This window comes from Bacillus sp. (in: firmicutes) (genome assembly GCF_031983925.1).
GTDB classification, from domain to species: Bacteria; Bacillota; Bacilli; order Bacillales; family Bacillaceae_G; genus Bacillus_A; species Bacillus_A pacificus.
In genome coordinates, this window is record NZ_DALYZR010000020.1 from 1 (window position 1) to 26,507 (window position 26,507).

Below are 26,507 nucleotides of genomic sequence, written 5' to 3' on the forward strand. Positions count from 1 at the left end.
GAGTAGGACGTCGCCAAGCAACTAAAAACACAAGTCTTTTGACTTGTGTTTTTTTGTGTTTTCAAACAGTATGCAAAAAGAAGTAATGGTAATACAAACACGTTGCCCAAGGATGAATCATATTATATAAGAAATCGATGTATATTTTTCTGTAAATTGTTAAGGAATAGAAGTATAAAATATGTCCATTTAAATTAAATAGGGAGGGAAAGATATGAAATCACAAAACGAAGTTTGTATTGTTTGTGAGACAGAAAGAAAAGAAGGGATATATGTTTATAATAATTTAATATGTTATGAATGTGAAAAGGACATGGTGAATACAGAAACAAATGATCCGAAGTATATATATTATTTAAAACAGCTTCGGAAATTAGAAGTATCATATTTTTAAATAGGCATATGCCTATTATTTTTTTTGTTCTGTATAATAGATAAAGAATGAAATAATAAGGAAGAGATATAGATGAATCAAAATCGCATACCTTTATATGAAGCATTAATAGAGTTTAAAGAAAGAAGGCCGTTATCTTTTCATGTTCCAGGTCATAAAAATGGTTTAAACTTCCCTCAAGGGGCAGTAGAGGAGTTTAAAGATATACTATCTATCGATGTAACTGAGTTATCAGGGTTAGATGATTTACATAGTCCGTTTGAATGTATAGATGAGGCACAACAATTATTAGCTGATGTATATGAAGTGGAAAAAAGTTATTTTTTAATTAATGGTTCAACAGTCGGGAACTTAGCAATGATTTTGTCTTGCTGTAGGGAACATGATATTGTTCTTGTACAAAGAAATTGTCATAAATCAATTATTAATGGTTTAAAATTAGCAGGAGCAAATCCAATTTTTTTAGATTCATGGATTGATGAAGCTTATAACGTACCCGTGGGAATTCATGATGAGATTATTAAGGAAGCAATTGAAAAATACCCAAATGCGAAAGCACTTATTTTAACACATCCTAATTATTATGGTATGGGGATGGATTTAGAGGCAAGCATTGCTTATGCACATGCACATAAAATTCCTGTGTTAGTAGATGAAGCGCATGGAGCTCATTTTTGTTTAGGCGGGGCATTTCCAAAGTCAGCTTTAGCATATGGTGCAGATATTGTAGTTCATTCCGCACATAAAACATTACCTGCGATGACGATGGGATCCTATTTACATATAAATAGCCGCTTAGTGAAAGAAGAAAGAGTTTCTACTTATTTAAGTATGCTACAATCTAGTAGTCCATCGTATCCAATTATGGCTTCTCTTGATATTGCACGCTTTACGATAGCGCGTATAAAAGAAAAGGGACATGATGAAATTGTCGAGTTTTTACGGGAGTTTAAAGAAGAATTGTCTTCTATCCCACAAATAGCTATTTTACAATATCCATTACAAGACGAGCTAAAAGTTACCGTACAGACGCGTTGTCAGTTATCAGGATACGAATTACAGTCTGTATTAGAAAAGGTTGGTATATATACCGAAATGGCAGATCCATATAATGTCTTATTTATTTTACCTTTGCAAGTAAATAAGACGTATATGAAGGCTGTAGAGATGATCCGGGCGGCATTGCAATCTTATGAGGTGAAAGACAAGACGGAATCTATTCGTTATACTTATAAAGGAGAAATTTCTCCTTTACCGTATACATATAAACAACTGGAAGGATATGAAACAAAAGTAGTATCTGTAGAAGAAGCAGTTGGGATGATAGCGGCGGAAATGGTAATTCCATATCCACCTGGTATTCCATTGATTATGTATGGGGAAAGAATTACTTCAGAACATAAAGAGCAAATTATGCATTTAGAGAGAGCAGGCGCCCGTTTTCAAGGTAGCACGAAATATATGAAAGTGTATGATATAGAAAGTAGGTTTTAGGATGAAGGGATTATTTGTAACAATTGAGGGGCCAGAAGGTTCGGGTAAAACAACATTAATTCAAGGTTTATTGCCATACTTTGAACAAAAGGAACAAAAGGTAATGGCGACGAGAGAACCAGGTGGTATTGCAATTTCTGAGGATATTAGAACGATTTTACATAAGCAAGAATATACGATGATGGAAGCACGTACAGAGGCACTTCTATATGCCGCTGCACGTAGACAACATTTAGTAGAAAAAGTTATGCCGGCACTTGATGAGGATTACCTTGTATTATGTGATCGTTTTATAGATAGTTCTTTAGCGTATCAAGGCTATGCAAGAGGGTTAGGTATGGATAAAGTATTTGAAATCAATCGTTTCGCAACAGAAGACTGCATGCCTAGTTTAACAATTTACCTAGACATTGAACCCGAGGTTGGTTTAGCTCGAATTGCAAAAGATGCAGGACGTGAAGTGAATCGGTTAGATATGGAAGATATCACTTTCCATAAACGTGTGCGTGAAGGGTATTTACAAGTTGTAGAACGTTTCTCGGATCGTATTGTATTAGTAAATGCTGATCAACCAATGGAAAAACTTATAGAAGAAGTTATTCAAGTTATAGAAGATAAATTGTTATAATAGAAGGAAAGAATGAAATAAGTGAGGTATGCATTATGACGAAGACGTGGGAGCAGCTTTCTGCTATACAACCCATCGGTGTAAAAATGTTGATGAATAGCATCGCAAAAGAGCGTATATCCCACGCTTACTTGTTAGAGGGAGGGAAAGGGACAGGAAAGTTTGCGACAGCAATTCAAATGGCAAAGAGTTTCCTCTGTTCTCAGCGGAATGGGGTAGAGCCTTGTCATGTATGTACAAATTGTAAGCGAATTGATTCAGGTAACCACCCAAACTTACATATTGTAAAACCAGACGGATTATCTATTAAGAAGCAGCAAATTCATGATTTACAAGAAGAGTTTTCAAAAACAGGATTAGAAGCAAATAAAAAAGTATATGTTATTGAGCACGCAGACCGTATGACAGCAAATGCGGCGAATACACTGTTGAAATTTTTAGAAGAACCAAGTAGTGATACAACAGCTATTTTACTTACTGAACAAAGTCATCAAATTTTAAATACGATTTTATCTCGTTGTCAAGTTGTTACATTTAGACCGTTACCTACGGAATCTTTAATTAGAAGATTACAGGATGAAGGTGTTACGACATCTTTATCGACACTTGCTGCACAACTCACAAATAGTTTTGATGAAGCTTTAGCTTTATGTAGTGATGAATGGTTTGCACAAGCACGAGCTTTAGTGATAAAATTATGTGAAGCGCTCGAAAAAGATAAAGCCTCTATTTTTTTTGTACAAGAAAAATGGGGAAAACACTTTGGAGAGAAAGAACAATTACAGCAAGGTTTAGATATGTTACTCCTTATTTATAAGGATTTATTATATGTTCAACTTGGAGAAGAAGATCGTCTTGTTTTTCATGAGCAGAAAGAGATGTTTGAATCTTTCTCCTACGCTCAGAAGCGCATTGTATCAGCTCTCTTTAATATATTAGAGGCAAAAAATAGAATCAACGCTAATGTAAATGCGCAGCTTGTGTTCGAACAGTTAGTGTTGCGGTTGCAGGAGGGATGACCGTTTTGTATGATGTAGTAGGTGTTCGCTTTAAGAAGGCCGGAAAGGTGTATTACTTTGATCCGAATCAGTTCGATATCTCTGAAAATGAGTTTGTAATTGTAGAAACGGTAAGAGGTATTGAATACGGAAAAGTAGTTATTACCAAAAAGCAAGTTGATGAAAACGACGTTGTATTACCGCTAAAAAAGGTTATTCGCATTGCAAATGAAAACGATCGTACCATTGTTGAAGAGAACAAACATGCTGCAAAAGAAGCATATCAAGTTTGTCAGCAAAAGGTAGTAGAACATAATCTTGATATGAAACTTGTAGATGTAGAGTATACGTTCGATCGCAATAAAATTATTTTCTACTTTACTGCGGATGGTCGGATTGATTTTCGCGAACTAGTGAAGGACTTAGCAGCAATTTTTAGGACAAGAATTGAACTAAGACAAATTGGTGTTCGTGATGAAGCGAAAATGCTTGGTGGTATTGGTCCATGTGGTCGTATGCTTTGTTGTTCTACTTTTTTAGGGGATTTTGAACCTGTATCCATTAAGATGGCAAAGGATCAAAATTTATCATTAAATCCTGCAAAAATCTCTGGTTTATGTGGTCGCTTAATGTGTTGCTTAAAATATGAGAACGATGAATATGAGGCAGCAAAGGAACAACTTCCTGATTTAGATCAACGTATACAAACCCCGCATGGTACTGGCCGTGTTATCGGATTAAATATTTTAGAAAGATTAATTCAAGTGGAACTAGTAGACAAGGAACGGATAGTAGAATATACGTTAGATGAGTTAGTGAATAAAGGGGTCGTTTCGAGTCAAACCACAGATTAATGAGGTGGGTGCTTGTGGAGAAAAAAGATATTTTTGCATCGGTTTCTAGTATGGAAGAGCAAATTGGACATTTATACAAACAGTTGGGAGAATTAAAACAACATCTTGCAGAGTTACTGGAAGAAAACCAACATATAAAAATGGAAAATGAAAATTTGCGACACCGCTTTGAAGAAGTGCAGATTAAAGAAAAACAAAAAACTCAAAAACGTAAAGAAGTGAAGCCGAAGACAGATATTGGTGAAGGCTACGATAATTTAGCAAGACTATATCAAGAAGGTTTTCATATTTGTAATCTGCATTATGGAAGTGTACGTAAAGAGGGAGATTGTTTATTCTGCCTGTCATTTTTAAATAAAAAGTGAAATTACCTTTCCAATAATAATTGGAAAGGTAATTTTTTATACATGAGAGTAGAATCGAATATGTTTTTTATTAGTAGAAGATGAAATAGGGTAGGTTAAGTGTAAGAAAAGGAGCAACATATGAATTTATATGAAGATGAACGTTTAGATTACTTATTAGCACAAGATTTGAAGATTATACAAAGCCCATCAGTATTTAATTTCTCGTTAGATGCTGTTTTACTTGCAGACTTTGCTTGGGTGCCAATTCAAAAAGGTAATTTACTTGATTTGTGTACAGGTAATGCCGTTGTGCCCCTTCTATTAAGTACAAGGACGAAAGGGAATATTACTGGTGTAGAAATTCAAGAACGCTTATATGATATGGGAATAAGAAGTGTTCAATACAATAAGTTGGAAGAAAGAATTCACTTAATACACGGGGATTTGAAAGATATGCCGGAGAAACTTGGACGTCATCAATATGATGTTGTCACATGTAATCCGCCTTATTTCCAAACACCTGCAACTTCTGAAAAAAATATGAATGAACATTTAGCAATAGCTCGTCATGAAATTATGTGTACACTAGAGGATGTTGTATCTGCAAGTAGTCAGCTAGTAAAGCAAGGCGGGAAAGTAGCATTTGTACATCGTCCAGGTCGTTTACTAGACATTGTTACATTAATGCGTAAGTATAAAATTGAACCGAAGCGTGTACGATTTGTTTATCCTAAGGCAGGAAAAGAAGCGAATACATTGTTAATTGAAGGAATTAAGGACGGAAACGCAGATTTAAAAATATTGCCACCTCTTTTTGTATATGAAGAAAATAATGAATATACAAAGGAGATTCGTTCTATTTTATATGGAGAAGAATAAGCATTGTTTTTATGTAGTGGAGTGCTCTGATGGAAGTTACTATGCTGGATATACAAATCATATAGAGAAGCGGATTGAGACCCATAATAGCGGAAAAGGGGCTAAGTATACGCGTGCTAGACTTCCTGTTGCTTTAAAATACGTAGAGTTTCATGAAGATAAGCGTACAGCTATGCAAGCAGAGTACTATTTTAAGCAATTAAATAGAAAACAAAAAGAAGAATATATGCAAAAAGGAGAACCTTATGTGGCAACAAAAAAGTTTTCAACAAAATGAAAAGGGCGTTTTATATTTAGTACCAACCCCTATTGGAAATTTAGAAGATATGACATTTCGTGCAATCCGAATTTTAAAAGAAGCGGATTTAATTGCTGCTGAAGATACGAGACAAACGAAAAAACTTTGTAATTACTTCGAAATTGAAACGCCTGTTATGAGTTACCATGAGCATAATAAGGAAGTAAGTGGGAAGAAAATATTAGATAAGTTAGACGAAGGAAAGACAGTAGCACTTGTTAGTGATGCTGGTATGCCGTGTATTTCCGATCCAGGTTACGATATTGTTGTAGAGGCTGTAGCGGAACAGTATCATGTTATCCCGCTTCCTGGGGCAAATGCAGCCCTTACAGCATTAATTGCATCAGGCCTTGAAACAAAACAGTTTTATTTCTATGGATTTTTACAAAGAAATAAAAAAGAAAGAAAAATGGAGTTAGAGAAGCTTCGTTATATACAAACTACAATGATGTTTTATGAAGCACCTCACCGTTTGGATGATACTTTAATCTCGATGCAAGAAGTATTGGGAAATAGAGAAATTGTATTGTGCCGAGAGTTAACAAAAAAATTCGAGGAATTTATTCGTGGAACAGTTGAAGAAGCAATTGAGTGGACGAAACAAAATGAAGTTCGTGGTGAGTTTTGTATTTTAGTAGCTGGTTCAACGGAAGAACCTGCTCCAGAGGAACAATGGTGGGAAACTATTTCGGTATATGACCATATTGAACATTATATAAACGAAAAAGGTATGAATTCAAAAGAGGCGATAAAAACAGTTGCTAAAGATCGAGATTTGTCGAAACGCGATGTATATCAAATCTATCATGTCGATAAAAAATAAGCTTCTCATAATTGAGAAGCTTATTTTGCTGTTTCGATATAATCTTGAAGCTCGTTTAAGATTTGCTCAGCGCCTTCTTTGCTTAAGATAATTTTACCTTCAGCTAAAGATAGGTTACCATCAGATACTTCACCAGTTACTTGGCAAGTCATGTTTGGCTTATATTTTTTTAAGATGATTTTCTCGTCATCAACATAGATTTCAAGAGCATCCTTTTCTGCAATACCTAAAGTACGGCGTAATTCAATCGGAATTACTACACGACCTAATTCATCAACTTTACGAACGATACCAGTAGATTTCATAATTCTTTTCCTCCTAAAGAAATAGTTTATAAGTTTCGAGTCTATTTTTAGATTCGTCATTTTTCGACAAAATACCCTATGGACATATGATACCAATCATTTACATTTCCGTCAATTCTTTAATTCTATATTTTTTAAAAAGATTTATAGATTTCTTACTTCTTATATATAATAGAATTTGAGTAATTTCTACTATTATTTCACTTTATTTTCAGAAAAGTTCAGAAATTATAGGTAATGACTGTATATTTTCTTGAAATATGAGTAATAGATGATAAATATAAAAATATGAAGTTGTTTTTATCCTGTATTAACGAGTAGTAAGATTCTAAATTTTAAATTCGGCTGGGTCAAAGAAGTTAAGTGGAAGTCGGATTGCTCGTAAAAGTCCGATTGGTGTGGGTTGATAATCCGTGGGAATGAACAAGATCCTCACAGATTAAAGTTTCACTTTATATATAAGTTTTTGATATACTATTTATAAATACATATGAGGTTATCCGGGAGGTCCAAAACAATGACAAAGGAAAACAAATCCTTTTATATTACTACCCCAATTTATTATCCAAGTGGAAAATTACACATTGGACATGCTTATACAACAGTAGCAGGGGATGCGATGGCACGATATAAGCGTATGCAAGGATATAATGTTCATTATTTAACAGGAACTGATGAGCATGGACAGAAGATCCAAAAGAAAGCAGAAGAATTAAATGTTACACCACAAGCATATGTGGATAACATCGTTGCAGGAATTAAAGAACTTTGGGAGAAGATGGATATCTCCTATGATGATTTTATTCGTACAACGGAAGATCGTCATAAAGATGTTGTCGAAAAAATCTTCAAGCAACTAGTAGATCAAGGTGATATTTACCTTGATGAATATGAAGGTTGGTATTCTGTACAAGATGAGACATTCTATACGGAACACCAATTAGTAGATCCAATTATGGAAGGTGACAAAGTAGTTGGAGGAAAAAGTCCAGATAGTGGTCATGATGTAGAGCTTGTTCGTGAAGAATCTTATTTCTTTAGAATGGGTAAATACGTAGACAGACTATTAAAATTCTATGAAGAGAATCCACATTTCATTCAGCCAGAGTCTCGTAAGAATGAAATGATTAATAACTTCATTAAACCAGGCTTAGAAGATTTAGCAGTTTCTCGTACTTCATTTGACTGGGGAGTTCGTGTTCCAGGTAACCCGAAACACGTTATTTACGTATGGGTTGACGCGTTATCTAACTATATTACAGCATTAGGTTATGGAACAGAAAATGAAGAGATGTATAAGAAATTCTGGCCAGCAGATGTGCATTTAGTTGGAAAAGAAATCGTTCGTTTCCATACAATTTATTGGCCAATCATTTTAATGGCATTAGATTTACCTCTTCCGAAAAAAGTATTTGCTCACGGTTGGATTCTAATGAAGGATGGAAAGATGAGTAAGTCAAAAGGAAACGTAGTAGATCCAGTTACATTAATCGATCGTTACGGATTAGATGCATTACGTTATTACTTACTTCGTGAAGTTCCATTTGGATCTGATGGCGTATTCACACCAGAAGGATTTGTGGAGCGTATTAATTTCGATTTAGCAAATGACTTAGGTAACTTATTAAATCGTACAGTAGCTATGATTGATAAATACTTTAACGGAGAAATCCCTGCATTTAAAGCAAATGTAACGGAATTTGATGGAACGTTAGTAACGTTTGCACAGGATACATTGAAAAAAGTAGAAGAAGCAATGGAGAATATGGAATTCTCTGTAGCTCTAAGCTCAATTTGGCAATTGATTAGCCGTACGAATAAATATATTGATGAAACACAACCGTGGGTATTAGCGAAAGATGAGAATGATCGTGAAAAGTTAGCCTCTGTAATGGCTCACTTAGCAGAAGTACTTCGTCAAACAGGTATTATGCTTATGCCATTCTTAACAGTAGCACCAAGCAAGATGTTTGCTCAGCTTGGCCTTACTGAAGAAGCACATACATCTTGGGAAAGCCTGTCTACAATTGGATGCATTCCAGCTGGAACAAAAGTAGAAAAAGGAAACCCGATTTTCCCTCGTTTAGAAATGGAAGTAGAGGTAGCGTACATTAAAGAACAAATGAAAGCCTCTGCTCCTAAAGTAGAAGAGAAAAAAGAAGAAGAACCGAAGGCAGAAGAAATTACAATTGATGATTTCTTTAAAGTAGAATTACGCGTAGCTGAAGTTCTATCTGCGGAACCTGTGAAAAAAGCAGACAAGTTGTTAAAAATTCAACTAGACTTAGGCACAGAAAAACGTCAAGTGGTTTCTGGAATTGCAAAATTCTATTCGCCGGAAGATTTAAAAGGTAAAAAAGTTATTTGTGTAACAAACTTAAAACCTGTAAAATTACGCGGTGAATTATCACAAGGTATGATTTTAGCAGGTGAAGAGAATGGCGTATTGTCATTAGCATCAATCGACCAAAATCTACCAAACGGTACAAAAATTAAGTAATTAAGACAAGAAAAGAGATGTTTCACGTGTAACATGTGTGAAGCGTCTTTTTTCTTTTTACACCTCAATTTTTGCATTAAGATTGTAGTATTGTTATCGTTAAGTTATAAAAGAGCTTATTTGCGTAGAATAAATTTGATTTCAATATAAAAGGAGTTATGTATTATGTTGTTTGATACACATTCACATTTGAATGCAGAGCAATTTGAAGAAGACTTGCAAGAAGTGATTGCCCGAATGAAAGAAGCGGGTGTTACTTATACAGTTGTTGTTGGTTTTGATGAAGTAACGATAAAAAAGGCGATTGAATTAGCTGAAGCCTATGATTTTATTTATGCTGCGGTTGGATGGCACCCAGTTGATGCAATCGACATGACAGAAGAGCATTTAGCTTGGTTAGAAGAACTTGCTTCTCATCCTAAAGTCGTTGCACTTGGAGAGATGGGCTTAGATTATCACTGGGATAAGTCTCCAAAAGAAATACAGAAAGAAGTATTCCGTAAACAAATTGCATTAGCGAAAAAAGTAAAATTACCGATTATTATACATAACCGCGATGCAACTCAAGATATTGTTGATATTCTAGAAGAAGAGAATGCAGCTGAAGTAGGAGGTATTATGCATTGCTTTAGCGGTAGCGTAGAGGTAGCAGAGCGATGTGTTGATATGAACTTTTTAATTTCGTTAGGTGGACCGGTTACATTTAAAAACGCTAAGAAACCGAAAGAAGTTGCTACGGAGATTCCATTAGAGAAATTATTAATAGAGACGGATTGTCCGTATTTAACACCGCATCCATTTCGCGGGAAACGAAATGAACCAAGTTATGTAAAACTCGTAGCAGAAGAAATTGCGAAATTAAAAGGAATTTCTTATGAGGAAGTAGCAGAAATGACAACGAAAAATGCAAAAGTTTTATTTGGTGTTGAATAAAAGAGTGGGAGAACCCATTCTTTTTTATTTTTGTGAAAAAATAGCAGGCGTGACAGAGAAGATAAGGGCGAATGAGTAAGTGGTACAATAAGGAGAGAGAACAAAGTTTTGGACATTCTATTTTTTAAAATGTAACAATGGGGAAAATAATAATGGAAAAGTCGTCATTTTTTTGTTTTACTAAGTAGAGACGAAACGAGTGTGGAGGCAAGCATGAAAATTAAAGAGATTATCGTTGTAGAAGGTAAAGATGATACAGTTGCGATTAAGCGTGCTGTTGATGCGGATACAATTGAAACGAACGGTTCAGCAATCGGTGATCATGTTATTGAACAAGTTAAATTAGCGCTGCAAAAACGAGGCGTTATTATTTTCACAGATCCGGATTATCCTGGAGAGCGTATTCGAAAAATTATTTCTGATAAGGTGCCTGGATGTAAACATGCGTTTTTACCGAAGGAAGAAGCACTTGCTAAGAGGAAAAAAGGTGTCGGAATTGAACATGCTTCTAATGAATCAATTCGCCGTGCTTTAGAGAATATACATGAAGAAATGGAAGCTTACACAAGTGAAATCAGTTGGAGCGATTTAGTCGATGCAGGTTTAGTGGGCGGAGAAATGGCAAAGAGTCGCAGAGAAAGAATGGGTAAGCTATTAAAGATTGGTTATACAAACGCAAAACAGTTACATAAACGTTTACAAATGTTTCAAGTTTCAAAAGAATCATTTGCAGAAGCGTATAAGCAAGTCATACAGGAGGAAAGAAAATGAAGGATATCGCAACGCCAAATCGTACGAAAGACATTGTTGAAAAGTATGGATTTTCATTCAAAAAAAGTTTAGGACAAAATTTTTTAATTGATACGAATGTATTAAATCGTATCGTTGATCACGCTGAAATTGGTTCAGAAAGTGGTGCAATTGAAATTGGACCAGGTATCGGTGCATTAACAGAACAATTAGCGAAGCGTGCTAAAAAAGTAGTGGCTTTTGAAATTGATCAAAGGTTATTACCGATTTTAGATGAGACGTTAGCTCCATATGGCAACGTTACTGTTATCAATAAAGATGTACTAAAGGCAGATGTACATGAGGTGTTTAGTGAGCAATTTGAAGAAGGGCAAGATGTAATGGTAGTAGCTAACTTACCATACTATATTACGACGCCAATTTTATTTAAATTGCTGGAAGAGAAATTACCGGTTCGTGGATTCGTTGTTATGATGCAAAAAGAAGTTGGGGATCGTTTAGCGGCTAAACCTGGAACGAAAGAGTATGGTTCTTTATCCATTGCTATTCAGTATTATACAGAGGTAGAAACAGTTATGACTGTACCGCGTACGGTGTTTGTACCACAACCAAATGTTGATTCTGCAATTATCCGCCTCCTAAAGCGTCCGAAACCAGTGGTAGAGGTAACAGATGAGACATTCTTCTTTGAAGTAGTACGAGCAAGTTTTGCACAGCGTCGTAAAACTTTAATGAATAATTTATCAAATAATTTAAATGGTTTCCCGAAAGATAAAGAGCTGTTGGATCGAATTTTAACAGAAGTAGGAATTGATCCGAAACGAAGAGGCGAGACGCTATCTATCGAGGAGTTTGCAACATTAAGTAATGCATTAGTTCTTCATAAGTTATCATAAGAATATAAAAGGGACAGTTCAACTTGAACTGTCCCTTTTGTCACCTTTCCCCTCTTACATTCATACTTTAAAAACAGGTAAGATGGCCTAATGAGTTTGGAGGTAGGAGAATGGCTTTACATGTTGGAGAATTAGTGGAACGATACTCTCATAATAGGGATATTCTTTTTCGTATTATAGAAATAAAAGGCGAGATAGCTATATTGTTTGGAGAGGAAATTAGATTGGTGGCAGATGCGCCACTTGAAGATTTAATTAGTATAGATCAACGAGAACATAAAAAGAGAGCGAAGCGTGAGAAAGAAACGATGGAGCGGACGTATCGTTTGTTTCAACAAGATTACGTACTAATGAAACAAAGGCATGAACACACTTCAACTGGTGGATATACAAGTGAAGTGAATTATTTTCAAATGCCAGGGCGTGTCTTGCACATAGATGGAGACCCGTTATATTTGCGCAAGTGCCTAGATTTATATAATAAAATTGGTGTTCCTGTACAAGGTATTCATTGTAAAGAAACAGAGATGCATGAAAAGGTAGTAGATTTAATAGATCATTTTCGTCCGGACATTTTAGTTATTACAGGGCACGATGCGTATACAAAATCAAAAGGAGTAAAGGGAGATTTAGCAGCATATAGGCATTCAAGGCATTTTGTACAGGCTGTTCGAGAAGTGCGAAAAAAATATCCATCGTTGGATCAACTCGTTATTTTTGCTGGGGCATGTCAATCACACTTTGAAGCATTAATTCGAGCAGGCGCTAATTTTGCTAGTTCCCCATCTAGAATTAATATTCACGCACTAGACCCTGTATATGTGGTTGGTAAAATTAGTTTTACGTCATTTATGGAAAGGGTTAATGTATGGGATGTTGTACGTAATACGATTACTGGTGAAAAGGGACTTGGCGGGATTGAAACAAGGGGGATTTTACGAACTGGATTACCTTTTCAACATTATGAAGAATAAGCAAGGTACATATGTATCTTGCTTTTTTGTATGGAAAGGATTTAAATCAGTTTGGATAAAAAGAGACAAGAACGCACAGACTACATAATGATACTTTTACAATATAGTATTTCTTCTATCTATTCGAACGCATGATGCTTTTATAATGATATTGTCTGTGAGTTGCGGTTAATAATTGGGATAGATATATCGTGTTTTAAGTGTTCAATCTAAATTACAGCGAGGTGTAACGAAGTATATGTCAAAACGTTTAGATGAAATTAAAAGCGAATTAGATCACCATCTTGGACAGAGACTGATGTTAAAGGCGAACAGTGGGAGAAGAAAAACTGTAGAACAATCAGGTGTACTTGCAGAAACGTACCGTTCTGTTTTTGTTGTACAACTGGATCAACAAGAAGATGCGTTACAACGTGTATCGTATAGCTATGCGGATGTTTTAACAGAGACAGTAGAGTTAACATTTTATGGTGAACCTCATAATGAAGTGATTTTATAATTCATGTATCGTTACATATATTCCCACAAATGAAAAGCTATATTATTTTGCATACTAATGATACCGTAGCAAAATAAGGAGGGACTCTGCATTGAGTAGACGAAGAGGTGTCATGTCAAATCAATTTAAAGAAGAGCTTGCAAAAGAGTTGGGCTTTTATGATGTTGTTCAGAAAGAAGGATGGGGCGGAATTCGTGCGAAAGATGCTGGTAACATGGTGAAACGTGCTATAGAAATTGCAGAACAGCAATTAATGAAACAAAACCAGTAGTTGTAAGATACTTTCTATGCTACGGTAGCCGAGGAGTGATTCCTCGGCTTTTTGTACTATAAAAGGTGCCATCATTTTACATAAGTAGTTTCATTCTGAATGCTTTTCGTTATAATTAGGGAAGTGTCATCGTCTTACTATAAATTTATGGTAAAATAAACGATAAAAGATTGAGTACATAGAGTGGGTGAATAGATTGAAGCTACTAGTGAAAGCACCAGCAAAGATTAATCTGTCGTTAGATGTACTGGGAAAAAGACAAGACGGATATCATGAAGTGAAAATGATTATGACAACAATTGATTTAGCGGATCGTTTAGAACTAATGGAATTAGCAGAAGACCGTATTGAAATTTTATCCCATAATCGGTATGTCCCAGACGACCAAAGAAATCTGGCTTATCAAGCAGCGAAATTATTAAAAGAGAAGTTTAATGTAAAAAAAGGTGTATCTATTACTATTGAAAAAACGATTCCAGTAGCAGCTGGATTAGCGGGTGGAAGTAGTGATGCAGCAGCAACATTACGTGGTCTTAATAAATTATGGAATTTAGGGCTTACAATTGATCAGTTAGCAGAGCTTGGCGCAGAAATTGGGTCAGACGTATCGTTTTGCGTATATGGTGGGACAGCAATTGCCACTGGAAGAGGAGAGCAGATTGAGCACATAAAAACTCCACCTTCTTGTTGGGTTATTTTAGCAAAACCCCATATTGGTGTATCTACTGCTGATGTGTATGGAAATTTAAAGTTGAATCGAGTTACACATCCAAATGTAGATAAAATGGTGGATGTCATAAATGCTGGAGACTACAAAGGGATTTGTGATACTGTCGGTAACGTTTTAGAAGATGTAACGTTTGCGATGCATCCTGAAGTTGCACGTATTAAGGCACAGATGAAGCGATTTGGGGCAGATGCTGTATTAATGAGTGGTAGTGGTCCAACTGTATTCGGTCTTGTGCACCATGATTCGCGAATGCATCGTATATATAACGGATTAAAAGGATTTTGTGAACAAGTATACGCAGTACGTTTATTAGGAGAGCGAGAAACGCTTGAATAAAGACGTATAATACGTTATGATTTGTTTAGAATATTCGTGATTTGAGGTGAGAGTATGAAAATTAGACGAAGTACAAGATTAGTCGATATGACTTATTACTTGTTACAAAACCCTCGTCAGCTAGTTTCTCTCACTTTTTTTGCTGAAAGGTATCAATCAGCTAAGTCTTCTATTAGTGAAGATTTAGTTATTATTAAGCAAACGTTTGAACAACAAGGGGTCGGCACATTGCAAACGATACCAGGAGCAGCAGGAGGAGTGAAATATATACCATATATAAGTGAAGAAGAGGCAGATCTAATTATTGGTGAGCTTTGTAGCTTATTCGAAAATCCAGATCGTATTTTGCCTGGTGGTTACTTATATATGACAGATCTTTTAAGTAATCCTCGTCATATTAATGGCGCAGGTCGTTTGTTTGCTTCTGTTTTTGCTAGGCAACCAATTGATGCAGTTATGACGGTGGCAACGAAGGGGATTCCACTTGCATATGCAGTGGCGAACTACTTAGATGTACCGGTAGTGATTGCAAGAAAAGATAATAAGGTAACAGAAGGACCCACTGTTAGTATTAACTATGTATCAGGTTCTTCTAAGCGAATTCAAACAATGACGTTAGCAAAGCGTAGTCTTCCGGAAGGATCAAATGTTTTAATTATTGATGACTTCATGAAAGCTGGCGGGACAATTCAAGGTATGATGAGTATGTTAGAAGAGTTTAAGGCTAATGTTGTTGGTATTGGTGTATTAGTAGAATCCACGGATATTGAAGAAAGACTAATTAATAACTATGTATCATTGATTCGTCTATCGGAAGTTGATGTGAAAGAAAAAGCGATTCAAGTGGAAAAGGGAAATTATTCACTGGCACCATTTGATGAAGGGCTTGTAGAGGCTGAGTAAAAAGGTAAAGCAAATAGCTTTATCTTTTTTTATTCTATTTATAAGTTACAAAATAGATGGACAAACTGCTTTTCGTGCACTATTTTTAAAGAGTAAAAATAAATAATAAAAGGGTGAAAAGTATGAAAGTTGTTCAAACAAAAAATGCACCACAAGCAATTGGACCATATTCACAAGGGATTATTGTAAATAATATGTTTTACAGTTCAGGACAAATTCCGTTAACTGCAAGTGGAGAGCTTGTAGTAGGAGACGTAACAGTACAAACAGAGCAAGTATTTCAAAATTTACAAGCAGTATTAGAAGAAGCAGGTGCTTCATTTGATACGGTAGTAAAAACAACAGTATTCTTAAAAGATATGGATGATTTTAATGCTGTTAATGAAGTATATGGATCTTATTTCTCTGCTCATAAGCCAGCTCGTTCTTGTGTACAAGTAGCAAAATTACCGAAAGATGTTTCAGTTGAAATCGAAGTAATTGCCCTAGTTAAGTAATTCTTTGTAAGCGATAACCTCTACTAATCTCTATATTCAATTACATTAAAAATTTTTATCTTAAAAATTTTTAAAAAATTAAAGGGAAAATAGAAATTTTGTGGAATTTATACAAATATATCGCTTATTTAGAAAAGGGTGGTGAACACAAGATGGAAGTGACTGACGTAAGATTACGCCGCGTAAACACAGAAGGCCGCATGAGAGCAATTGCCTCTATTACTCTAGACCATGAATTTGTTGTTCATGATATTCGTGTAATTGATGGTAATAATGGATTATTTGTAGCAATGCCAAGTAAACGTACTCCAGATGGAGAATTCCGTGACATTGCACATCCAATTAATTCTGGTACACGCTCTAAAATTCAAGATGCGGTTTTAACAGAGTATCATCGTTTAGGCGAGTTAGAAGAGGTTGAGTTTGAAGAAGCGGGTGCTTCGTAAAATTCGAATGAAAAGGGCTTTTTAGAGAAGCCCTATAATTTTGCAACAAACTCCTGTAAGCATTTACAGGGGTTTGTTTTTTTGTGTTTATACATATATTTTATTCGGAAAATTCTAAATTAAGAAAAAGAAAGGTGGGGAACTTCTAATTTTTTCAAAATCATTTTAAATAGTATAGCTTATTTCTTAAAAAAGATACTAAAGAGTAAAACATCTTATAAGAATTATGGTAAAATTTAATAGTTAAAATGTGTTTCTTGAAATATATGATGATTTAGGATAATATCGTTAATGGATAAATAGGTTGCGATGGAGGGTCTATATGTCAAACAGATTTGCAGTGATTCTAGCGGCAGGTAAAGGCACACGTATGAAGTCTAAGCTATACAAGGTGCTTCATCCTGTATGTGGAAAACCTATGGTACAACATGTTGTCGATCAAGTATCTCAATTAGGATTGCAGAAACTTGTAACAGTCGTAGGACATGGTGCTGAAATGGTACAAGAACAGCTAGGAAACGTAAGTGAGTTTGCATTACAAGCAGAACAACTTGGTACAGCACATGCTGTAGATCAAGCTGCAAGTGTACTTGCAAACGAAGAAGGAACAACTTTAGTTATTTGTGGTGATACACCGCTAATAACTGCTGAAACGATGGAAGCATTACTTCAGCAACATAAAGAAGCAGGGGCAATGGCAACGGTATTAACAGCTTACATAGAAGAACCTGCTGGATATGGTCGTATCGTTCGTAATGAGAATGGTCACGTTGAAAAGATTGTTGAGCATAAGGATGCAAATGAGAAAGAATTAGCTATTAAAGAAATCAATACAGGTACGTATTGTTTTGATAATAAAGCTTTATTCGCTTCACTTTCTAAAGTTTCAAATGATAACGTACAAGGTGAATATTACCTGCCAGATGTTATTGAAATTTTAAAAAATGAAGGTCATATTGTATCAGCTTATCAAACAGAGCACTTCGATGAAACGTTAGGTGTTAACGACAGAGTCGCTCTATCGCAAGCGGAAATTATTATGAAAAACCGTATCAACCGAAAGAACATGGTAAATGGTGTTACTATTATTGATCCAAGTAACACGTATATTTCTGCTGATGCAATTATCGGTAGTGATACAGTTCTTCATCCAGGAACAATTATTGAGGGGAACACTGTAATTGGTTCTGATTGTGAGATTGGGCCGCATACAGTAATTCGCGATAGTGAAATTGGAGATCGTACGACAATTCGTCAATCTACTGTACATGATAGCAAGCTTGGTACAGAAGTATCGGTTGGCCCATTTGCACATATTCGCCCAGATTCAGTTATTGGAGATGAAGTACGCGTTGGAAACTTCGTGGAAATCAAAAAAACTGTTTTTGGTAATAGAAGTAAAGCTTCACACTTAAGTTATATCGGGGATGCACAAGTTGGAGAAGACGTGAATCTGGGTTGTGGTTCAATTACGGTGAACTATGACGGTAAGAATAAATTCAAAACTGTGATTGGTAACGGGGTATTTATTGGATGTAATTCAAACCTTGTTGCTCCTGTAACAGTTGAAGACGGTGCTTATGTGGCAGCAGGCTCTACAATTACAGAGAATGTTCCATCAAAAGCATTGTCTGTAGCACGTGCACGTCAAGTTAACAAAGAAGACTATGTTGATCAATTGCTGAATAAGAAAAAATCATAATGTGGAGGGTTAATCTAGATGTCGACTCAATATCTAAATTCTAATTTGAAAGTATTCTCTTTAAACTCTAATAAGGAACTTGCTGAGCAAATTGCAAAGCACATTGGAGTAGGACTAGGAAAATGTTCTGTTGATCGTTTTAGTGATGGAGAAGTTCAAATTAACATTGAAGAAAGTATCCGTGGTTGCGATGTATTCATTATTCAATCTACAAGCTTCCCAGTAAACGAACATATCATGGAATTACTTATTATGATCGATGCATTAAAGCGTGCATCTGCAAAAACAATTAATATTGTTATTCCTTACTATGGTTATGCGCGTCAAGACCGTAAAGCGCGTTCTCGTGAACCAATTACATCGAAACTTGTAGCAAACTTGCTTGAAACAGCAGGTGCAACTCGTGTAATCACTCTAGATTTACATGCTCCACAAATTCAAGGGTTCTTTGATATCCCAATCGACCACCTAATGGGTGTACCGATTCTTTCAGATTACTTTGAAACAAAAGGTCTTAAAGATATCGTAATCGTGTCACCTGACCACGGTGGAGTAACTCGTGCTAGAAAAATGGCAGATCGCCTAAAAGCACCAATCGCTATTATTGATAAGCGTCGTCCTCGTCCGAACGTATCTGAGGTAATGAACATTATCGGTAATATTGAAGGTAAAACAGCAATTTTAATTGATGACATCATTGATACAGCTGGTACAATTACATTAGCAGCAAACGCTCTTGTTGAGAACGGTGCTTCTGAAGTATATGCTTGCTGTACACACCCAGTATTATCTGGTCCAGCAATTGAGCGTATCCAAAACTCAAATATTAAAGAGTTAGTTGTAACGAACTCTATCGTATTACCAGAAGAGAAGAAAATCGACAAAGTACATGAACTTTCAGTTGCTCCACTAATCGGAGAAGCAATCATTCGTGTATACGAAGAAGAATCTGTAAGTGTATTATTCAATTAATTGGATAGAATGAGACGTAACCAAGATTGGTTACGTCTTTTCGTATCGAAAAAAGAAAGTAGTGGTACAAGAATGAAATTGATAGTAGGACTTGGGAACCCAGGTAGAGAATATGAATTAACAAGGCATAATATTGGATTTATGGCGATTGATGAACTTGCAAAGCGTTGGAATATTTCTTTGAACGAACAAAAGTTTAAAGGAGTATTTGGTGCAGGATTTGTTAATGGAGAAAAAGTAATCTTATTAAAGCCACTTACATATATGAATTTATCTGGGGAAAGTATTCGTCCGTTAATGGATTACTATAAAATTGATGTAGAGGACTTCGTTGTTCTGTACGATGATTTAGACATCCCTGTAGGTAAATTACGCCTTCGTATGAAAGGCAGTGCGGGTGGACATAATGGTGTGAAATCAACAATTTCACATTTAGGAACACAAGAGTTTCAACGTATCCGCATGGGAATCGATCGTCCGAAAAATGGAATGAAGGTAGTAGATTACGTATTAGGACGTTTTACATCAGAAGAGATTCCTGGTGTAAATCATTCTATTGAAAAAGCAGCAGATGCATGTGAAGAATGGTTAAATAAACCTTTTCTTCAAATTATGAATACTTTCAATAGTTAAGGGTACGATTGGGAATATTTTGTTTTATTTTTACCCATACTAGCAGTAATTGGATTTTTAGGAGGCTAGTATGGAAGGGTATTATTATTGCAGACATTGCGGGAGTAATGTAGGCTCCGTTACCGCAGAAAAAGTATATAGCGACGTTTTATTTCAACTAACAGAGCAAGAAGTAGTAGAAATGATTCATTTTCATGAGAATGGAAATATATATATAAAAACGATTTGTGAATTGTGTCAAGAAACGCTCGCATCTTATCCTGAGTATTATGAATATGAAAAATTTCTGCAATAAAATGTTGTCGCTTTGGCATGTCCAAAGCATTTTTCTGTTTTCTTTTTCCGAAATATTTGCATAAAATATAGTGGCTTGCTCTTTTATGTTGAGAGGGGTTTTGAAAATGATAGGTTTATTAGAGCAATTTTATAAAAATGAAGAGATCCAATCGGTCATTAATGGATTAGAAGATGGTTTAAAAGAGCAACTTGTATCAGGTATGGCAACCTCTTCTCGTTCGTTATTAATGGCGGCCTTATATAAAAAAACAAAAAAATCACAACTTATTGTGACGCATAATTTATATCAAGCACAAAAAGTACATGAAGATTTAGTGGCGTTACTTGGTGAAAAAGATGTATGGCTATATCCAGTAAATGAATTGATAGCATCAGAACTTGGTGTTGCAAGCCCAGAATTGAAGGCGCAACGTATTGAAGTGTTAAATCGCTTAGCTGCAGGAGAGCACGGGATTATTGTAGCACCAGTTGCAGGACTACGCAGATTTTTACCAATGAAAGAGTTGTGGAAGCAAAGGCAAATCGAAATCAGTCTAGGGCAAGAGATTGATTTAGATACATTTTTGCATACTTTACATCATATCGGCTATGAGCGTAAGTCTATGGTAGAAGCTCCTGGAGAATTTAGTTTGCGTGGGGGAATATTAGATATATATCCACTAACTGAAGAGTTACCATTTCGTATTGAATTTTTCGATACAGAAGTCGATTCTATTCGATTATTTGATGTGGATGAACAGCGCTCTCAAGATAAAAAAGAAAGTGTTAGATTTGGTCCAGCAACAGAGTTTTTATTTTCGCAGGAAGAATTGAAATCAGGAATTAAGCATCTTGAAGAAGGTCTGACTAAGACGATGCAAAAACTTTCTGATGATAAGTTGAAGACTACAGTGCTTGAGACGGTAAGTCATGAAATTGAGATGTTAAAAAACGGGCAAAGTATAGAACAGATGTTTAAATATTTATCTATTTTCTATAATGAACCTGCTAGTCTGATAGATTATTTACCAGAAGATGGTGTTGTTATTTTAGATGAGATTTCACGTATTCAAGAAACAGCATCACATCTTGAAACGGAAGAGGCGGAATGGTATATATCCCTTCTCGGTGAGGGAACAATTATTCAAGATTTATCTTTCTCTCATTCGTTTGAAGAATTTCTTCATCATAAAAAAAGAAGTTTTGTATATTTAACGTTATTCTTACGTCATATAGCACATACACATCCGCAAAACATTGTGAATGTGACATGTAAAACAATGCAAGATTTCCATGGGCAGATGCAGTTGTTGAAAACTGAAATTGATAGATGGAACGAAGGGCATTTTACGACTGTTGTGTTAGGTACAGATGATGAACGTGTGAAAAAACTACAACATATTTTAAGTGATTATGATATTGAGGCAGATATTGTAGAAGGCACAGATATATTATTGCCTGGAAGGTTACAAATTGCTGTAGGTGATTTACATGCAGGATTTGAAATGCCGATGCAAAAGCTTGTTGTCATTACTGAAAAAGAGCTTTTTCATAAGAAAGTTAAAAAATCACAACGTAAGCAAAAGTTATCGAATGCTGAACGTATTAAAAGTTATTCGGAATTAAAAGTTGGGGATTATGTAGTTCATGTAAATCATGGTATAGGTAAATTCTTAGGTATTGAAACATTAGAGATTAACGGTGTTCATAAAGATTATTTGAATATTAAATATCAAGGTAATGATAAGTTATACGTTCCAATTGAACAAATTGACCAAGTGCAAAAATATGTAGGATCTGAGGGTAAGGATCCGAAAGTTTATAAATTGGGTGGAAATGATTGGAAGAAGGTCAAAACGAAAGTTGAAAAATCTGTACAAGACATTGCGGATGACCTAATTAAACTATATGCTGAGCGCGAAGCTTCAAAGGGTTATGCATATACACCGGATACGGCAGAACAACAAGAATTCGAGTCCTCTTTCCCGTATCAAGAGACAGAGGATCAATTACGTTCTATTGAAGAGATTAAAAAGGATATGGAACGCGGACGTCCGATGGATAGGCTTCTTTGTGGTGATGTAGGATATGGAAAGACGGAAGTAGCTATTCGTGCGGCGTTTAAAGCAATTATGGATGAAAAACAAGTTGCAATTTTAGTGCCGACAACGATCCTTGCACAACAACACTATGAAACAATTCGAGAGCGTTTTCAAGATTATCCAATCAATATAGGATTATTAAGTAGATTCCGTACGAGAAAGCAGCAAAATGAAACAATTAAAGGTTTAAAAGATGGCACAGTAGATATTGTAATCGGAACGCACCGTATTTTATCTAAAGATGTTACTTATAAAGATTTAGGTCTTCTTATTATTGATGAAGAACAAAGATTTGGTGTAACGCATAAAGAAAAAATTAAACAATTAAAAGCAAATGTTGACGTATTAACACTAACGGCAACTCCGATTCCGCGTACGCTCCATATGTCTATGCTTGGTGTGCGTGATTTATCTGTTATTGAGACGCCGCCGGAAAATCGTTTCCCGGTTCAAACATATGTAGTAGAGTATAATCCAGCATTAATGCGAGAAGCGATAGAACGGGAGCTTGCAAGAGGTGGTCAAGTTTACTTCCTATATAATCGTGTAGAGGATATCGAACGAAAAGCAGATGAAATTTCGATGTTAGTTCCAGATGCGCGTGTAACTTATGCACATGGGAAAATGAACGAGAGTGAATTAGAGTCTGTTATGCTATCGTTTTTAGAAGGACAGCATGATGTTCTTGTAAGTACAACGATTATTGAGACGGGTGTAGATATTCCAAATGTAAATACATTAATTGTATTTGATGCAGATCGTATGGGATTATCGCAGTTGTATCAGCTTCGTGGGCGTGTTGGACGTTCTAATCGTGTTGCATATGCTTACTTTGCATACAAACGGGATAAAGTGTTATCGGAAGTTGCGGAGAAGCGCCTGCAAGCCATTAAGGAGTTCACAGAGCTTGGATCTGGTTTCAAAATTGCGATGCGAGATTTATCAATTCGTGGTGCTGGTAACTTGTTAGGAGCCGAACAACATGGATTTATTGATTCTGTCGGATTTGATTTATATTCTCAAATGTTAAAAGATGCAATTGAACAGCGTAGAGGAACAGACGGAGTTGAAAATACAGTTAATGTTGAAATTGATTTAGAAGTAGATGCATATTTACCGGATGCTTATATTTCTGATAGTAAACAAAAAATTATGATGTATAAACAGTTTAGAGGTGTTTCTGCAATTGAGGATATTGAAGAGTTGCAGGAAGAGATGATAGATAGATTTGGTGATTACCCGCAAGAAGTTGGTTACTTATTACAAATCGCAAATATTAAAGTATTAGCAATGAAAGAACAAATTGAATTAATTAAGCAAAATAAATTTGAAGTAACAATTCTGTTCTCAGAACAAGCGAGTCAAAACATTGATGGCGGAAAATTATTCATGCTTGGAAATAGTTTTGGACGAATGATCGGTCTAGGAATGGAAGGATCACAATTGAAAATCGTCATGAAAACAAATGGCTTAGAGACATCGAAGTGGTTAACAATTGCTGAAAATTTATTAAAAGGCTTGCCAGATGTAAAAAAAGAAGTCATAAATGCCTAATATTAGATAAAAAAATGCAATTCGACGTGCATAGAAGAACTAATGTGTAAAATACTATGTCTAACAGTTGGTGATTTTTACATGAACAGGTAAATTCACCACTTTGATCATCAGTAGAAAGTGAGGCAGCATTAGAATGAAAGCAACTGGAATCGTACGTCGAATTGATGATTTAGGTAGGGTAGTAATCCCGAAGGAAATTCGTAGAACTTTACGTATTCGAGAAGGGGACCCACTAGAAATATTTGTAGATCGCGATGGAGAAGTAATTTTAAAGAAATATTCTCCAATTAGCGAGCTAGGTGATTTTGCAAAAGAATATGCAGATGCTTTATATGATAGCTTAGGACATAATGTGCTTGTATGTGATCGAGATTCTATTATCGCAGTATCAGGTGTATCAAAAAAAGAATACTTAAATAAAAGCGTTGGCGATCTAATTGAAAAAACGATGGAAGAAAGAAAGTCTGTTATTATGACGGACGAAAGTGATATTTCCATTATTGATGGTGTAACAGAAAAGGTTCATTCTTATACAGTTGGGCCGATTGTTGCAAATGGAGACCCAATTGGGGCTGTCATTATTTTTTCAAAAGAAGCGATTATAAGCGAAATAGAGCACAAGGCGGTCAATACTGCTGCCAGTTTCTTAGCGAAACAAATGGAACAGTAAAGGTGTATGGTTTTAGAAGTAGCAATCTTTCCTAATTATGATATTTCTTCTTGAGAAATCAATTATTTGGAGATATATGTATATTGAATGAAGGTAGCGCTTTGCTACCTTTTTTCATTGAATATTTCTAGCGTTGCACGAACGTATTCTTACTTGTGTAGGTAAGGAAGCTTGTCCTTTTCTTTATGATATAATACGAGGGGTGAGAATAGAAAAAGGAGTTTTCTTGCATGGAATCGAAGAAGTATCAAGCCTTTTGGCGTGGGGCTATTATATTAACAATCGCAAGTTTTGTTACAAAGGTATTAAGCGCCTTTTACCGTATTCCATATCAAAATATAGCGGGTGACGTTGGTTTTTATATTTACCAACAAATTTATCCATTTTATGGATTTTGTTTAATTTTAGCTACTTATGGGTTCCCTATTATAATTTCAAAAATGGTTGCGGAACGATTAGAGCGAGGGAAAAAACAAGAAGCAGAGGAAATTATTTGTGTATCTTTTTGGTTTTTATTAGGTATTGGTTTCATAGGATTTTTTACATTGTTCTTTGGTGCCGAAGCAATTGCGATAGCTATGGGCGATATACACTTAGATAAGCTATTACGCGTTATTTCCTTTTCATTCATATTGATGCCGTTTTTATCTGTAGCAAGAGGATATTTCCAGGGATTCAATAATATGATGCCAACAGCTGTTTCGCAAGTGATAGAACAAACGATTCGTGTTTCTATTATTGTATTTTTATCTCTATTCCTAATTGCTCACGAATTTGATTTATATACAGTTGGTGCAGGTGCTATGCTCGGTTCAATCGCAGGTGGATTGATTGGGATTATCGTACTTATACTTTATATGCGTCATGACTTTCGTTCTATATTCTTCAAAAGTGTAAAGAGGATTAAAGGGAAAAAGAAGATTATAAAAATCCTGTTTTGGCAGGGGTTAGCGATTTGTGTTAGTAACTTAGTGCTTATTTTTATACAAATGGCTGATTCTATTTCTTTCTATTCTCTACTTATTGGAGCGGGAGAGCCAGCTGAAAGTGCAAAGGTGTTAAAAGGTGTTTATGACAGAAGTATCCCGCTTATGCAATTAGGTACTGTCGTGACAACTTCCTTCTCGTTGTCGCTTATTCCAATTATTACAGCAGCGAAGGAAAGAGGAGATCTTACCTTTATTCGAGAAAAGGTAAGGTTAGCGATGAAAATAACATTTGTTATCGGATTTGCAGCAGCCATTGGATTAACTTGTATTATCCAACCTACGAATATTATGTTGTTTGAAAATAGTGATGGGTCAGATGTTTTATCTATTTTATCTTTATCTATTTTATTTAGTTCATTGTCGATTACAACTGCTTCTATTTTGCAAGGGTTAGGACAAACATTAAAACCAGCAATATTCGTTATATTTGGCGGTTGTTTAAAGTTAGCTTTAAATTATATATTAATGCCATATTTTAGTGTGAAGGGAGCTGCAATTGCGACGCTAGTTGCGTTAATTGTAATTTCTATACTAAATAGTGTATTACTTATGCGAGCTGTATCCGAATCGCTTATCGACAAACGGAATATGTTAGGTGTAGTTATTAGTGGTATCGGTATGGGATTTGTACTAATGATGTTTATGCGTGTATTGCAAATGTCTGGATTAGTGATGGATACAAGTCATAGAGGTGTTGCAACACTTGAGGCGTTGTTAGGTGTAGCCATCGGCGGATTGGCATATATGTTTTTCATTTTAAAATTACGTGTATTTACAAAAGCGGAAATAGGAACCGTTATGAAAAAAGAGAAAAAAGAAGGTTCATTGAAGAAGAGTGGATAGAGGTGGCA

The 26,507-nt window shown here is 35.5% G+C and carries 28 protein-coding genes; 27 read left to right on the forward strand and 1 reads right to left on the reverse strand.

Annotated features, from left to right (window positions below):
* Positions 1-214: 214 nt before the first annotated feature.
* The 9 genes from RTP99_RS26590 (at position 215) to rsmI (ending at position 6,715) form a co-directional block, all read left to right on the forward strand.
* Positions 215-394 (forward strand): sigma factor G inhibitor Gin, encoded by a 180-nt coding sequence (locus RTP99_RS26590; RefSeq protein ID WP_000842028.1) that lies wholly within the window; start codon positions 215-217, stop codon positions 392-394.
* A 72-nt stretch (positions 395-466) separates the two neighbouring features.
* On the forward strand, positions 467-1,888 hold the full coding sequence (locus RTP99_RS26595) for an aminotransferase class I/II-fold pyridoxal phosphate-dependent enzyme (RefSeq protein ID WP_001075281.1): 1,422 nt from the start codon (positions 467-469) through the stop codon (positions 1,886-1,888).
* A gap of 1 nt (position 1,889) precedes the next feature.
* A complete protein-coding gene (tmk, locus tag RTP99_RS26600; RefSeq protein WP_000677228.1) occupies positions 1,890-2,516 on the forward strand; it encodes a dTMP kinase in 627 nt (208 codons plus the stop codon).
* A gap of 35 nt (positions 2,517-2,551) precedes the next feature.
* Entirely contained in the window at positions 2,552-3,535 is a 984-nt protein-coding gene (holB, locus tag RTP99_RS26605; protein WP_000169574.1) for a DNA polymerase III subunit delta', read from the forward strand.
* A gap of 5 nt (positions 3,536-3,540) precedes the next feature.
* A complete protein-coding gene (locus RTP99_RS26610) occupies positions 3,541-4,368 on the forward strand; it encodes a PSP1 domain-containing protein (protein ID WP_000272429.1) in 828 nt (275 codons plus the stop codon).
* Between the two features lie 14 nt (positions 4,369-4,382).
* The gene (yabA, locus tag RTP99_RS26615) at positions 4,383-4,733 is read left to right on the forward strand and encodes a DNA replication initiation control protein YabA (RefSeq protein WP_000412056.1); all 351 of its coding nucleotides are present in this window, start codon (positions 4,383-4,385) and stop codon (positions 4,731-4,733) included.
* A gap of 120 nt (positions 4,734-4,853) precedes the next feature.
* Positions 4,854-5,594 (forward strand): tRNA1(Val) (adenine(37)-N6)-methyltransferase, encoded by a 741-nt coding sequence (locus RTP99_RS26620; RefSeq protein ID WP_001055351.1) that lies wholly within the window; start codon positions 4,854-4,856, stop codon positions 5,592-5,594.
* On the forward strand, positions 5,581-5,871 hold the full coding sequence (locus RTP99_RS26625; protein WP_000414339.1) for a GIY-YIG nuclease family protein: 291 nt from the start codon (positions 5,581-5,583) through the stop codon (positions 5,869-5,871). The genes RTP99_RS26620 and RTP99_RS26625 overlap by 14 nt, the downstream gene beginning before the upstream one ends.
* Positions 5,840-6,715, forward strand: a complete 876-nt coding sequence (gene rsmI / locus RTP99_RS26630; RefSeq protein ID WP_000267806.1) for a 16S rRNA (cytidine(1402)-2'-O)-methyltransferase — start codon at positions 5,840-5,842, stop codon at positions 6,713-6,715. The genes RTP99_RS26625 and rsmI overlap by 32 nt, the downstream gene beginning before the upstream one ends.
* Positions 6,716-6,735: 20 nt before the next feature.
* Here the strand turns inward: rsmI and RTP99_RS26635 are convergent, their stop codons facing one another.
* Positions 6,736-7,020 (reverse strand): transition state genes transcriptional regulator AbrB, encoded by a 285-nt coding sequence (locus RTP99_RS26635; RefSeq protein ID WP_000843036.1) that lies wholly within the window; start codon positions 7,018-7,020, stop codon positions 6,736-6,738.
* A gap of 517 nt (positions 7,021-7,537) precedes the next feature.
* Here RTP99_RS26635 and metG point away from each other — a divergent pair.
* From metG to RTP99_RS26725, 18 genes are all read left to right on the forward strand, one after another.
* Positions 7,538-9,520 carry a methionine--tRNA ligase gene (gene metG, locus RTP99_RS26640; protein ID WP_000159678.1) on the forward strand — a complete coding sequence of 661 codons (1,983 nt, stop codon included), beginning with the start codon at positions 7,538-7,540 and terminating at the stop codon, positions 9,518-9,520.
* Positions 9,521-9,685: 165 nt separating this feature from the next.
* Entirely contained in the window at positions 9,686-10,453 is a 768-nt protein-coding gene (locus tag RTP99_RS26645) for a TatD family hydrolase (RefSeq protein WP_000895830.1), read from the forward strand.
* A gap of 213 nt (positions 10,454-10,666) precedes the next feature.
* Positions 10,667-11,224 (forward strand): ribonuclease M5, encoded by a 558-nt coding sequence (gene rnmV, locus RTP99_RS26650; protein ID WP_000692830.1) that lies wholly within the window; start codon positions 10,667-10,669, stop codon positions 11,222-11,224.
* A complete protein-coding gene (gene rsmA, locus RTP99_RS26655) occupies positions 11,221-12,099 on the forward strand; it encodes a 16S rRNA (adenine(1518)-N(6)/adenine(1519)-N(6))-dimethyltransferase RsmA (protein ID WP_000651552.1) in 879 nt (292 codons plus the stop codon). The genes rnmV and rsmA overlap by 4 nt, the downstream gene beginning before the upstream one ends.
* A 110-nt stretch (positions 12,100-12,209) precedes the next feature.
* Positions 12,210-13,073, forward strand: a complete 864-nt coding sequence (yabG, locus tag RTP99_RS26660; protein ID WP_001173738.1) for a sporulation peptidase YabG — start codon at positions 12,210-12,212, stop codon at positions 13,071-13,073.
* 238 nt (positions 13,074-13,311) lie between these two features.
* Positions 13,312-13,572 (forward strand): biofilm formation stimulator Veg, encoded by a 261-nt coding sequence (veg, locus tag RTP99_RS26665; protein ID WP_000044349.1) that lies wholly within the window; start codon positions 13,312-13,314, stop codon positions 13,570-13,572.
* A 91-nt stretch (positions 13,573-13,663) separates the two neighbouring features.
* Positions 13,664-13,843 carry an acid-soluble spore protein SspF gene (gene sspF, locus RTP99_RS26670; protein ID WP_001985066.1) on the forward strand — a complete coding sequence of 60 codons (180 nt, stop codon included), beginning with the start codon at positions 13,664-13,666 and terminating at the stop codon, positions 13,841-13,843.
* Between the two features lie 196 nt (positions 13,844-14,039).
* Positions 14,040-14,909, forward strand: coding sequence for a 4-(cytidine 5'-diphospho)-2-C-methyl-D-erythritol kinase (gene ispE / locus RTP99_RS26675; RefSeq protein WP_000772094.1), 870 nt, complete (start codon positions 14,040-14,042; stop codon positions 14,907-14,909).
* 54 nt (positions 14,910-14,963) lie between these two features.
* Positions 14,964-15,812, forward strand: coding sequence for a pur operon repressor (gene purR, locus RTP99_RS26680; RefSeq protein WP_000702474.1), 849 nt, complete (start codon positions 14,964-14,966; stop codon positions 15,810-15,812).
* A gap of 122 nt (positions 15,813-15,934) precedes the next feature.
* Positions 15,935-16,309 (forward strand): RidA family protein, encoded by a 375-nt coding sequence (locus tag RTP99_RS26685; RefSeq protein ID WP_000869805.1) that lies wholly within the window; start codon positions 15,935-15,937, stop codon positions 16,307-16,309.
* Between the two features lie 152 nt (positions 16,310-16,461).
* Complete coding sequence (gene spoVG / locus RTP99_RS26690; protein WP_000454041.1) at positions 16,462-16,755, forward strand: septation regulator SpoVG; 294 nt, start codon at positions 16,462-16,464, stop codon at positions 16,753-16,755.
* Between the two features lie 322 nt (positions 16,756-17,077).
* The gene (gene glmU, locus RTP99_RS26695; RefSeq protein ID WP_000071036.1) at positions 17,078-18,457 is read left to right on the forward strand and encodes a bifunctional UDP-N-acetylglucosamine diphosphorylase/glucosamine-1-phosphate N-acetyltransferase GlmU; all 1,380 of its coding nucleotides are present in this window, start codon (positions 17,078-17,080) and stop codon (positions 18,455-18,457) included.
* An 18-nt stretch (positions 18,458-18,475) separates the two neighbouring features.
* Entirely contained in the window at positions 18,476-19,429 is a 954-nt protein-coding gene (locus tag RTP99_RS26700) for a ribose-phosphate diphosphokinase (protein ID WP_000107420.1), read from the forward strand.
* Between the two features lie 72 nt (positions 19,430-19,501).
* On the forward strand, positions 19,502-20,062 hold the full coding sequence (gene pth / locus RTP99_RS26705) for an aminoacyl-tRNA hydrolase (RefSeq protein WP_073569349.1): 561 nt from the start codon (positions 19,502-19,504) through the stop codon (positions 20,060-20,062).
* A gap of 70 nt (positions 20,063-20,132) precedes the next feature.
* The gene (locus RTP99_RS26710) at positions 20,133-20,357 is read left to right on the forward strand and encodes an anti-sigma-F factor Fin (protein ID WP_000399440.1); all 225 of its coding nucleotides are present in this window, start codon (positions 20,133-20,135) and stop codon (positions 20,355-20,357) included.
* Between the two features lie 106 nt (positions 20,358-20,463).
* Entirely contained in the window at positions 20,464-23,994 is a 3,531-nt protein-coding gene (mfd, locus tag RTP99_RS26715) for a transcription-repair coupling factor (protein ID WP_000579716.1), read from the forward strand.
* A 136-nt stretch (positions 23,995-24,130) separates the two neighbouring features.
* Positions 24,131-24,667, forward strand: a complete 537-nt coding sequence (spoVT, locus tag RTP99_RS26720) for a stage V sporulation protein T (protein ID WP_000648302.1) — start codon at positions 24,131-24,133, stop codon at positions 24,665-24,667.
* Between the two features lie 230 nt (positions 24,668-24,897).
* Entirely contained in the window at positions 24,898-26,499 is a 1,602-nt protein-coding gene (locus RTP99_RS26725) for a putative polysaccharide biosynthesis protein (protein ID WP_000444153.1), read from the forward strand.
* The last annotated feature ends 8 nt before the right edge of the window (positions 26,500-26,507 follow it).